Genomic DNA, 9,994 nt, shown 5'->3' with positions numbered 1-9,994 from the left:
GGGCCGCGCGGTCGGCCGGGGCCATGAGCAGCGTGCGCTCCCATGCCCGGTACCGCGCCAGCTGGCGGGCGACCTCTGACTTGTCAGGCAGCAGCATGACGGCCACCTTTCGTGACACACGTCGAGTACGTGACGCACGGTCGAGTACGGAACGGATTCGTCCGTTCACCTGGCGTGCTGATTCTCACTCATCATGCGCGCGCGACCACCGTGCGTCTTGTTGGCTCTTCAACCAATGCCCGGCGGGCGACCGGGACGACCGGGAGGGGACCGCGTGAGGACCGGGAGAGGACCGAGAAAGGACCGCGTGAGGACCGAGAAAGGACCGAGAAAGGGGCGAGAAAGGGCCGCGTGAGGGCTGAGAGAGGGCTGAGAGAGGACCGGCGGCCACCCTCCGTCGACGTCTCGTGTTGCACGAATGGCGTACCGACCGCACGCTGGGAGTCACTCAGAAGCGATCAATGCTCACGCCTCGTGTCCGGGGAGCCCGAGCGAGAGCCCTCGCCGGTGAGGAGCAAACGAGATGAACACCGCAGTGTCCCGCTACTACCACCTCGACGTGGACGTCACGCCGGAGCGTGCCGGGCAGGTCAGCCGGATCCTCGCCGCACACCTGCGGCTGTGGAACCTCGAATCGCTCGTCCGGCCCGTGTGCCACGGCGCCGAACTGCTGCTCCACGCGATCGACGAACACGCCACCGGCACGAAGGCGGCCATCGAGATGTGGTGGACGGGTCGTCACCACATCACCGCCGTCGAGCACCAGGACCGTGGTCCGCTCCTGGACGAGGGCTGGCAGGACTGCCTGGCCCGGATCGCCGCCCTCAGCGACGGCTGGGGGCACTGCACGCAGGACACCGAGGACGGCGGCGAGGTCATCTGGTTCTCGCGGCGCGTCGGCACCGAGGTCCCCGTGCCGCTGTCCCCGGCGGTCCCCGCGCTGCCCGCGCGTGCGGCGCTGCGCGTGCCGCGCGGTGAGCGGCCGGTCCCGGCGCTCGTCGCGGTCGACACGCCGCCCGACGCACTCGACGAGCCGCGGTGACCCGCGCACGCCAACGGGCCCCGCAGCCCGTCCGCGACCGCCGGCCCGTCCGCAGCGGTCGGCCGTACCCGCTCGGCGCGTCCTTCGACGGCGAAGGCACGAACTTCGCCCTGTTCAGCGAGGCCGCCGAGCGAGTCGACCTGATCCTCTTCGACGACGGGGACAGCACGTCTCGGGCCGGCGCGGACCGGGCCGACAAGCCGCGGGTCACCGAGGTCGTCACGCTCCCCGAGGTCGACGGTTTCGTACGCCACGGCTATGTGCCGGCCGTCGGCCCGGGACAGCGGTACGGCTACCGGGTGCACGGCCCCTGGCACCCCGCCACCGGCCACCGCTGCAACCCGGCGAAGCTGCTGCTCGACCCGTACGCCACGGCCGTGGACGGCCAGATCGACAACCACCCGTCCCTCTACGAGCGTCGCCCCGGCGGCCGTGACCCCGCCGACAGTGCGGGTCACACCATGCTCGGCGTGGTCACCGACCCGGCCTTCGACTGGGGCGACGACCGCCCGCCCCGGCTCCCGTACGCGGACACGGTCATCTACGAGGCGCACGTACGCGGCCTGACCCGCACCCACCCCGACGTACCGCCACGCCTGCGCGGCACGTACGCGGGGCTGGCCCACCCGGCGGTCCTCGACCACCTCACCTCTCTCGGGGTGACGGCGGTCGAGCTGATGCCGGTGCACCAGTACGTGCAGGACGGTTTCCTGCGCGACCGCGGCCTGTCCAACTACTGGGGCTACAACACCGTCGGCTTCTTCGCCCCGCACAACGCCTACGCCGCCGACACCACCCGCGGCGGCCAGGTCACCGAGTTCAAGTCCATGGTCAAGGCGCTGCACGCGGCCGGGCTCGAAGTCATCCTCGACGTCGTCTACAACCACACCGCCGAGGGCAACGAACGCGGTCCGACCCTCTCCTTCCGCGGCATCGACAACGCCTCGTACTACCGCCTGGCGGACGGCGACTTCGCCCACTACTACGACACGACGGGCACCGGCAACAGCCTGCTGATGCGCCACCCGTACGTCCTCCAGCTCATCATGGACTCGCTGCGCTACTGGGTGACCGAGATGCACGTCGACGGCTTCCGCTTCGACCTGGCGGCCACGCTCGCCCGGCAGTTCCACGAGGTGGACCGGCTCTCGGCGTTCTTCGACCTCATCCAGCAGGACCCGGTGATCAGCCGCGTGAAGCTCATCGCCGAGCCGTGGGACGTCGGCGAAGGCGGCTACCAGGTGGGCAACTTCCCCGCGCTGTGGTCGGAGTGGAACGGCAAGTACCGGGATTCCGTACGGGACTTCTGGCGCGCCACACCGAACACCCTCGCCGAGTTCGCCTCCCGCCTGACCGGCTCGTCCGACCTGTACGAGCGCAGCGGGCGGCGCCCTCGCGCGGGCATCAACTTCGTCACGGCGCACGACGGTTTCACGCTGCGCGACCTCGTCTCGTACAACGACAAGCACAACGAGGCCAACGGCGAGCAGAACCGCGACGGGGAGAGCGTCAACCGGTCCTGGAACTGCGGGGCGGAAGGCCCGGCCACCGATCCGGCCGTCACCTCCCTGCGCGGCCGCCAGCAGCGCAATTTCCTGGCCACCCTGCTCCTCTCGCAGGGCATCCCGATGATCAGCCACGGAGACGAGCTGGGCCGCACGCAGAAGGGCAACAACAACGCCTACTGCCAGGACAACGCCCTGTCGTGGATCGACTGGCCGCATCTGACCGACGACGACCGGGACCTGATCGCCTTCACCCGCGGCCTCATCGCGCTGCGCGCCGCCCACCCGGTCCTTCGCCGCCGCCGTTTCTTCCGCGGCGGCGAGGCGGACGAGGCGGCGGACACGCTCGCCGACCTGGTGTGGCTGCGGCCTGACGGCCACGAGATGCGCCCCGACGACTGGCAGCGCCCCGACGCCCACGCGGTCACGGTCTTCCTGAACGGCGACGCGATCGCCGAGCACGACCCGCTGGGCCGGCCGGTGGTCGACGACTCCTTCCTGATCCTGCTCAACAGCTACTGGGAGCCGACCAAGTTCCGGCTGCCCCCGGCCGCGTACGGGGACCGCTGGACGGCGCGCGTCGACACGACGGAAACGGTGGTGCGGGAGGGAGAGGGGGAGGGGGCCGGGACCGAGTACAAGGCGGACGAGGAACTCACCGTGGAGTCCCGCGCCCTGCTGCTGCTGTCACGCCCGCCGCTATGACAGGCGTGACAGCCACAGACGTACGCTCGCCGGGGGCGGTCAGACGGTCTCCGCCTGCGCCTCCACGTCCTCGATGCCCGACGGGCGGCCGGCCTTCACCCACCGCACGTAGAGACCGGCCGCGATGATCACGGTCGCCACCATGGACAGCATCGGCCAGCCGCGCAGCAGGTTCACGACGAGCGTGAACGCGACGAGCGCGGCCGCCACGCCGTTGAGCCACTTCAGGCCCGGCTTCTTCTCGCGGTGCGCGAAGCGGGCCATGGCGACGAGTCCGACGAGGAAGCTCACGAACACGGAGACCGCGTAGAACAGCACGAGCTTCTGCTCCTGCCCGGCCGCCGCGACGATGATCACGGCCGCCGCCGCCAGGTACACGACCACCGCCCAGTACGGCGTGTGGTGCTTGTTGCTCCGGCCGAGCACGGACGGCAGCACACCGGGCCGCTCCTCCGTGCCGGACAGCGCCTTCAGCAGGCCGGGGCCCGCCTGGAAGGACGAGCTGGCCGCGGCGAGCAGCAGCAGCGAGCTGGTCAGCTGGAACGCCCCGTACAGCCAGCCCGGTCCGGCCGACGCGTGCGCGATGTCGGCGATCTGGGTGGAGTCGGCGCCCGGGATGCCGATGTGCAGCTTCACGGCGAGCGCGGTCAGGGCGAGCGTGAGGCCACCGACGATGACGACGAGCAGCGCGAGCGTGCCGCGGCCGAACCGCCGCCGGTGCGTGTCGTCCAGCTGGCCGAGCTGGGCGATGGCCGTGGACGGCGCCTCGATGCCGGTGGCCAGCGCCATCGCCACGGGGAACCCGAGGATCACGGCGAGCATCGCCGGGTGCCCGGCGTCGGTGGAGGCGGCGGCGTGCCCGGTGGCGTGCGGCGCGACGAAGCCCATGACGACGACGGTGACCGAGATGACGACGAACGCCACGGTCATCACGGCGAACAGCAGCCGCCCGCCGTGCCCGAACCAGGTGAGTCCGGCCACGACGACGAGCAGCAGCAGCGCCAGCGGGATACGCACCGGTGCGAGCCCCGGGAACAGGGCGATCACGGCGCTCGCGGCGGCGGCGATCGAGATGCCGATGGTCAGGACGAAGTCCACGACCAGCGCGCCGATCGGCAGGAACGTCCAGCGCGCGCCGAACGCCCGCGCCGCCGCCGCTGCCGCGCCGCCGCCCTTGGGGAAGCGGCGCACCAGCTGCCAGTAGTTCGCGGTGACGACGATGACGAGCCCGACGACCAGGCTCATCGTGGGGAGCAGGAGCGCCAGGTCGCCGTGGAGCGCGCGCAGCGCGGCCTCGATCGCGTACGCGACGGACGACACCGGGTCGGCGATGACCGCGAAGGCGAACGCGAAGAAGAGGACGGAGCGGCGCGGGCCGCTTCCGGGCGTGCGGCGCCGGGCTGCCGTGTTCACGGCAGCCTGAGCCGACTGACCGACAGTGGTGGTCATCGGGAGCCCTTTCGGGAACGGCTTATGAGGACGCGGGCGAACACCGAATTCGCACTACGTCGCCGACCAGGCTTCCCGGCTCACCAAATCCCACGTTACGACAGAAACGTGACAGTGATCCATCAAGAACGAGTCAAATCGGTGGCCGCGCCACGGCGGGCCGACCGGTACGCGGAGACACCGACGGCGAGCAGCCAGTAACTGAGCACCGCGCCCATGGACGCGGTGGCGCCCCAGCCGTTGGCCGCGTAGAAGTGGGCGGGGGTGTTGCCGAAGAAGAGCGACGGCACGAAGGCGAGGTTCACGGCGGCCAGGACGTACGCCGACCGGCCGGTCCAGCGGGCCAGTACGCCGCTACGGGACCTCCCGGTCCTTGGGTCTGGGCCCCGGACCGGGAGTGGTGCTGGGTACACCCCGACCTCGGTCCCGGTCAGTACCCACCGCCGCTGCTGCCGCCGCTGCCCGACCCCGACCCGCTCTTCGTGATCGCCTTGCCGGAGTCGTCGAGCACGTACCACTTGGCCCCGAACTGGTTCAGGCCCTGCCCGGTGGTGTCGCCCGCCTTGGTGTCGCCCCGGTAGTAGTAGAGCGGGTGCTTGTCGTACGTGACCTGCTTCTTGCCGTCCTTGCGGGTGGTGGTTCCGAGCAGCCCGGCCTTGACGCCGTTCTGCGCCATCGGCTTGCTGGACGTCTCCAGTGGGGGCCACGCGTCGGCGCAGCCTCCGTAGCACGACGAGGTGCCGGACTTGTCCGCCTCGAAGAGGTAGAGGGTGCGGCCGTTCTTGCCGACGAGGTACTTGCCGAGGTCGCCGGAGAGCAGCCCGACTTCGGCGCCGCTGGTCTGCGGGTTGGTGGCGCCGGGTGTCGTGGCCCCCGGGGTGCTGTTGGGCGCCAGGCTGACGGAAGGCGAGCTACTGCTGCTGTTGTTGCTGCTGCTGTTGCTGTTCTTGCTGCTGTTCGAGCAGCCGGAGAGGGCGGCGGCGAGCAGCACGGCGGTGGCGGCGGCCGCCACGGCGGCGGACTTCTTCTTCACGGTCAGTACCTCTGGGGTCGGTGCCTGTTGGGCAGGGAGAGCAACGCCGCGGCCGCCACTGTCGCGACCGCCTGGCTGACGGCGCTGACCACCTTCTCCGTGTACCAGTACGGCTCGTACATGTCGGGCAGCGGTCCGAGCGTGCCGAGGTCGGCGTAGTGGTAGACGAGCACCGCGGCCAGCCCTCCGGCCGCGACGAGCAGGGCGTATGCCTGGACGAGCCGGGAGCGCAGGAACAGGACGAGCAGCGCGGCGAGGGCGGCCAGCGCCGCCTCAAGGCGAAAGAGATCCCCTTGGCTCACGCTCGCGGCGTTGACGTCGTAACCGGGGGCGAGGTCGGCGTGGACGTAGGCGTCGACCGCCAGTCCCGCCGCCGCGACGATCCGCAGCAGCATCGATCCGATATCCGTTCGCTGGACTCCCGGCAGTCCAGCACGGCCAGGGCCAGGATCGGGGCACCACGCACGCGGGAAGCCGCGCGTTTCCCTCCTGCGGGCGACTCCGTCCGCTCCCGGAGCCGTGCCACCGGACGGTCCGGGGCCCTCGGACGACACTCAGCCGAGCGGGGTCGGCTTTGACACGGGCGCTCGCGCGCCGGCCGGCGACGACCTCCCGGGCGTTGCCGTCCACCTCCAGCTCCGCGGCGTCCGACAGCGCGGCCACCGGCTCCACGGTGAACTCGCGGACCTCGTCCTCGCCGAGATGGCGCGATGTCTGCTTCACAGGTACACCTGTCGCTTGCAGCCCGCGCAGTACGCCTTGCCGCCGCGCCGTTCGATCCGCCGGTGCCCGCACGGCAGCGCCCCCGCCTCGTCGCGGCCGTGAGCCTGGAGGCGCACTATGTGGTCCAGCTCCGCGAGGCACGTGCCGCACGCGTACACGTCCCCCTTCGCGCCCGGCGTCGTCACGGACCCGACCCACAGCACGGGCACGCCCGCCCGGCGGCAGTACAGCCAGCACGATCCGGTCAGCCACGCGTTGCCGTCACCGGGCCGTGCGGGCCGGGGCCACGTGTCCCGCCACGGGCGGTCGACGGCGGGCACGAACGGCTCCGGCCGCGCCGCCCTCACGCCTCCGCCAGTTCCACGGCGGGGCGCAGCACCGCGTAGTCAGCGAAGTCGCGGCGGTAGCGGCGGTGGCCGGTGTCCTGCGTGTGCCGGCGCTGCCACTCCTCGACCGGGTCGGGACGGCTGTACGTTCCCGATTCCGCGCCGCACTCCACCTCGTCGCCGGACACGCACCGTGCCTCGTACTCCGGTTCCGCCGACGCGTCCTGCGTGATCGCGTACGGGACGTAACGGAACACCCGCCGGGTCACCGCCCCGCCCCCCGCTCGATCGCCGCCGCCATCGCCCGCGCGAGGTGCGGCGAGCAGCGGCCCAGCTCCACGAGCGGGCGCGGCACGGCGTCGGCGTAGGCGGCGATGTCCACGCGCAGTGAAGGGAGTTGGAGCCCGGCGCGGCCCAGCGCCGCCGCGAGCGTGTCCCGCGCCTCCTCCGCTTCCCTGATTCTGGCGGCGGCTCTCTCCCGGTCCGGCGTCATGGCCTTCACGCTCCCTTCCTGTTGGACTACCGTGCGTGTTCGGGGCATTACGAGAATGACCCCTGGGCAGGACGACAGCACCGCTCGCGGGACGTTTTGCAGGCCCCTCCCGGCGGTCTTTCCGGTCCTTCAACACCTTCACGCGGAGGAGCACGAGATGCCGCCACGACGGGTGGTCACCGGCCGCAGCCAGGACCCGCGCAAGCGGTTCCGCGAGGAGTTGTGCGCCTTGCGGGCGCAGCACGACTACAGCTTTCGAAGACTGGGCGACCTCGCCGGGTGGGACGCGACCCTGTTCAGCAAGATGGAGAGCGGCGACACGCTCGGCGGGCCGGAGGTCGTCGCGGCGCTGGACCAGCTGTACGGGACGCCGGGGTTCCTGATCGCGCTGTGGGAGCTGGCGATCGCCGATCCGAGTCAGTTCCGGGAGCAGTACCGGCGGTACATGCGGCTTGAAGCGGAGGCGGTGAGCCTGTGGCAGTACTCGGTGACCCGACCCCCTGGTTTGCTTCAGACGGAGGGGTATGCCCGTGAGGCACTGGCAGCGGGTGGCCTCAAGGGGAAGGAGCTGAACCAGCAGGTTGAAGCACGCACAGGAAGGCGGAAATTGCTGGAAGGACACGACGCACCGCCGTTCCGCGTCATCCTTTCCGAAACTGTGCTGCGCCATGCGTGCCGCGATGTCCAGGCGTGGCGGGAGCAGCTGGAGTGCCTGGCAGAGGCGGCAGAGCGCGACAACATCACCATTCATGTACTGCCGTTCGGCACAGGTCTACACGGGCTCGACAACACAGACGTGATGTTCCTGCGGATGCCGATCGGTCACGCCGTGGCCTATATCGAGAACGACGTACGCGGCGAACTCATCGAAGAATCCGCCAAGGTTGAGCACCTCCAGCGCACTTATGATGCGGTCCGTGACTTGGTCCTGTCCCCAGTCGAGTCACGGAAGTTCATCACGCGAATGTTGGAGGAAGTTCCGTGCGATCCATCGATCTGACTCACGTGACGTGGCGCAAGAGCAGCTACAGCAACACGACCGGCGGCGACTGCGTCGAGGTCTCCGACGCCTTCCTGGCCAACGCCACGTGGCGCGCGTCCTCTTACAGCAACTCGGACGGCGGCAACTGCGTCGAGGTCTCCGACGACTTCCCCGCCGTCGTGCCCGTCCGCGACAGCAAGAACGCCCACGGTCCCGCGCTCGTCTTCGAGGCGGCCGCCTGGTCGTCGTTCGTCGACTCGGTCAAGGCGGGCGGCGAACCCACCGCCTGAGCACCCCCCTCCCCGAGGAGTGTCGCAGTCTTACGTAAAACTGCGACACTTTTCAGGGATGGGGCCTGCCCCCCCACGGGGTCGGCATCCAACGCCACTCGTCGACGCGGGAGTTCAGATGCCTACGCGCAAGCGAGCCGTTGGCGTGCGGTTCGCGGCCACGGCCATGTCCACCGTCGCCTTCTTCGCCCCACAGGCATTGTTGGCCGACGGCAGCGGCGCGGCCTCTTTGCTGTGCGCTGGCTCCTGCAACCAGTAGCGGACACCGGCCAGTTCGACTCCCAGAACCACCGGCCCCCCGCCCGCGAGGGGCCGGTGACCCGCTCAACTCCCAAAGGACTGAGGGAAAGAACTTCCCCGCCCACCCACCCTCCCGGCCTCGCCTGAGGCTGCGTCACCCGTCCGGGTGACGCGCTTGCCGTGGCGACTCACGGAGCGTTACGTTCACCGCGAGCGACACCACGACCGCAGACAGATACGGCCCCCGGCCGGGACTGGCATCCCGAACGAGGGCCTGACCAACATGGAAGAGAGACGCTTCCCGATGGCTGACCCGCAGTTTAGCGCGCGCTCGCGCGCCTCCGCCGGTGCTCCGACGTCCGGCGTGATCCACGTACGGACCCGGCTCACGGCCGACTTCACCGTCCTCTCCAACGCCCTTGTGCAGCGGCGCGGCAGCGCCGTCACGATCGGCGTCGCCGCGTACATCCAGTCCCTGCCCGACGGCTCGCCCGTCACCATCGCCGCGCTGTGCGCGCACTTCGACGAGGGCGAGATCCTGATCTCGCGGGCGTTGCGGGAGCTGGAGGACGCCGGTTACCTGGAACGGCGGCGGGAACGGACGGCCGGCGGGCACATCCGTACCCGTACGTACTTCTACGACGTTCCCGGCGGCCACCTGGACACGCCGGACCCCGACCCCGAACCGGACCCGCCCGCGAAAGCCCCGGCACCCGCGCCCGAGCCCGAGCCGCCCGCCAAGGCCCCGGCGCCCGCCGACCCGCGCGCCCTCGCCGTACTCGGCTCGCTGCGCCGCTACGACTCACGCCTCATCCTGACCGTGGCCGAGGCCGACCGGCTCGCGCCGCACGTGGCGCGGTGGCTCGCGGCGGGCGTGGGGCCGGGACAGCTCACGGAGTTGCTGACGGCGGACCTGCCCGACCGGTTCCGTACGCGCCCGGTCGGCGTCCTGACGTACCGACTGCGCGAGACGCCGCTGCCCGCCCCGCCGCCACCGGCCCGGGATCCTTCGAGCGGGCGGCCCGCCGTGGTACCGCTCCGTAACTGCGACGGCTGCGAGCGCGCCTTCCGGTCGGACGAGCACCAGCACTGCCGGGAGTGCCGCGAACACCGCCACCGGGCGGCCACCACGAGCGCGGCGTAATCGGCTGTCGGCTGTCAGCGCCCACACGGCTGATTTCCCGCCCCGCACGCGACACCGCGCCC

Annotated in this window: 13 protein-coding genes and 1 pseudogene; 6 read left to right on the top strand and 8 right to left on the bottom strand. The window is 70.9% G+C overall.

Features of this window, described 5'->3' with window-relative positions; translation table 11 throughout:
* Nucleotides 1-97: DUF5133 domain-containing protein (locus OFY01_RS13755; RefSeq protein ID WP_266599687.1), on the bottom strand; the 97-nt coding region annotated here is incomplete at its 3' end.
* A 426-nt stretch (nucleotides 98-523) separates the two neighbouring features.
* On the opposite strand from OFY01_RS13755, the gene OFY01_RS13750 reads away from it, so the two are divergent.
* Both OFY01_RS13750 and glgX read left to right on the top strand, forming a co-directional pair.
* A complete protein-coding gene (locus OFY01_RS13750) occupies nucleotides 524-1,042 on the top strand; it encodes a pep a2 (RefSeq protein ID WP_266599673.1) in 519 nt (172 codons plus the stop codon).
* Nucleotides 1,039-3,252 carry a glycogen debranching protein GlgX gene (gene glgX / locus OFY01_RS13745; protein ID WP_266599671.1) on the top strand — a complete coding sequence of 738 codons (2,214 nt, stop codon included), beginning with the start codon at nucleotides 1,039-1,041 and terminating at the stop codon, nucleotides 3,250-3,252. Before OFY01_RS13750 ends, glgX begins: the two co-directional genes overlap by 4 nt.
* A 39-nt stretch (nucleotides 3,253-3,291) precedes the next feature.
* Here glgX and OFY01_RS13740 read toward each other — a convergent pair whose 3' ends face one another.
* The 7 genes and pseudogenes from OFY01_RS13740 to OFY01_RS13710 form a co-directional block, all read right to left on the bottom strand.
* Complete coding sequence (locus tag OFY01_RS13740; RefSeq protein ID WP_266599669.1) at nucleotides 3,292-4,701, bottom strand: amino acid permease; 1,410 nt, start codon at nucleotides 4,699-4,701, stop codon at nucleotides 3,292-3,294.
* Between the two features lie 122 nt (nucleotides 4,702-4,823).
* A pseudogene (locus OFY01_RS13735) lies at nucleotides 4,824-5,063 on the bottom strand (hypothetical protein); the annotation flags it as partial.
* Nucleotides 5,064-5,131: 68 nt separating this feature from the next.
* Nucleotides 5,132-5,734 carry a COG4315 family predicted lipoprotein gene (locus tag OFY01_RS13730; RefSeq protein WP_266599667.1) on the bottom strand — a complete coding sequence of 201 codons (603 nt, stop codon included), beginning with the start codon at nucleotides 5,732-5,734 and terminating at the stop codon, nucleotides 5,132-5,134.
* Nucleotides 5,735-5,736: 2 nt separating this feature from the next.
* Complete coding sequence (locus OFY01_RS13725; RefSeq protein WP_266599665.1) at nucleotides 5,737-6,129, bottom strand: hypothetical protein; 393 nt, start codon at nucleotides 6,127-6,129, stop codon at nucleotides 5,737-5,739.
* Nucleotides 6,130-6,453: 324 nt separating this feature from the next.
* Nucleotides 6,454-6,777 (bottom strand): hypothetical protein, encoded by a 324-nt coding sequence (locus OFY01_RS13720; protein ID WP_266599663.1) that lies wholly within the window; start codon nucleotides 6,775-6,777, stop codon nucleotides 6,454-6,456.
* 23 nt (nucleotides 6,778-6,800) lie between these two features.
* On the bottom strand, nucleotides 6,801-7,052 hold the full coding sequence (locus OFY01_RS13715) for a DUF7848 domain-containing protein (RefSeq protein WP_266599661.1): 252 nt from the start codon (nucleotides 7,050-7,052) through the stop codon (nucleotides 6,801-6,803).
* Nucleotides 7,049-7,276, bottom strand: coding sequence for a hypothetical protein (locus OFY01_RS13710; protein WP_266599685.1), 228 nt, complete (start codon nucleotides 7,274-7,276; stop codon nucleotides 7,049-7,051). Before OFY01_RS13710 ends, OFY01_RS13715 begins: the two co-directional genes overlap by 4 nt.
* 157 nt (nucleotides 7,277-7,433) lie before the next feature.
* Here OFY01_RS13710 and OFY01_RS13705 point away from each other — a divergent pair, with 157 nt between their 5' ends.
* The 4 genes from OFY01_RS13705 to OFY01_RS13690 all read left to right on the top strand — a co-directional run bounded on the left by OFY01_RS13705 (nucleotide 7,434) and on the right by OFY01_RS13690 (nucleotide 9,932).
* On the top strand, nucleotides 7,434-8,276 hold the full coding sequence (locus OFY01_RS13705) for a helix-turn-helix domain-containing protein (RefSeq protein ID WP_266599659.1): 843 nt from the start codon (nucleotides 7,434-7,436) through the stop codon (nucleotides 8,274-8,276).
* Nucleotides 8,258-8,548, top strand: a complete 291-nt coding sequence (locus tag OFY01_RS13700) for a DUF397 domain-containing protein (protein WP_266599657.1) — start codon at nucleotides 8,258-8,260, stop codon at nucleotides 8,546-8,548. Before OFY01_RS13705 ends, OFY01_RS13700 begins: the two co-directional genes overlap by 19 nt.
* Before the next feature lie 118 nt (nucleotides 8,549-8,666).
* Nucleotides 8,667-8,807 carry a hypothetical protein gene (locus OFY01_RS13695; protein WP_266599655.1) on the top strand — a complete coding sequence of 47 codons (141 nt, stop codon included), beginning with the start codon at nucleotides 8,667-8,669 and terminating at the stop codon, nucleotides 8,805-8,807.
* A 285-nt stretch (nucleotides 8,808-9,092) separates the two neighbouring features.
* Nucleotides 9,093-9,932 (top strand): hypothetical protein, encoded by an 840-nt coding sequence (locus OFY01_RS13690; protein ID WP_266599653.1) that lies wholly within the window; start codon nucleotides 9,093-9,095, stop codon nucleotides 9,930-9,932.
* The last annotated feature ends 62 nt before the right edge of the window (nucleotides 9,933-9,994 follow it).

Origin of the sequence: Streptomyces beihaiensis (genome assembly GCF_026274175.1) — a bacterium.
Lineage (GTDB): Bacteria > Actinomycetota > Actinomycetes > Streptomycetales > Streptomycetaceae > Streptomyces > Streptomyces beihaiensis.
This window is presented reverse-complemented; position numbering and strand designations above follow the sequence as displayed.

What these genes read in the sequence shown, in the direction of transcription:
- OFY01_RS13750 (WP_266599673.1), top strand. Translation starts at nt 524, where the DNA reads ATGAACACCGCAGTGTCCCGCTACTACCACCTCGACGTGGACGTCACG.
- OFY01_RS13740 (WP_266599669.1), bottom strand. Translation starts at nt 4,701, where the DNA reads ATGACCACCACTGTCGGTCAGTCGGCTCAGGCTGCCGTGAACACGGCA.
- OFY01_RS13725 (WP_266599665.1), bottom strand. Translation starts at nt 6,129, where the DNA reads ATGCTGCTGCGGATCGTCGCGGCGGCGGGACTGGCGGTCGACGCCTAC.
- OFY01_RS13710 (WP_266599685.1), bottom strand. Translation starts at nt 7,276, where the DNA reads ATGACGCCGGACCGGGAGAGAGCCGCCGCCAGAATCAGGGAAGCGGAG.
- OFY01_RS13705 (WP_266599659.1), top strand. Translation starts at nt 7,434, where the DNA reads ATGCCGCCACGACGGGTGGTCACCGGCCGCAGCCAGGACCCGCGCAAG.
- OFY01_RS13695 (WP_266599655.1), top strand. Translation starts at nt 8,667, where the DNA reads ATGCCTACGCGCAAGCGAGCCGTTGGCGTGCGGTTCGCGGCCACGGCC.
- OFY01_RS13690 (WP_266599653.1), top strand. Translation starts at nt 9,093, where the DNA reads ATGGCTGACCCGCAGTTTAGCGCGCGCTCGCGCGCCTCCGCCGGTGCT.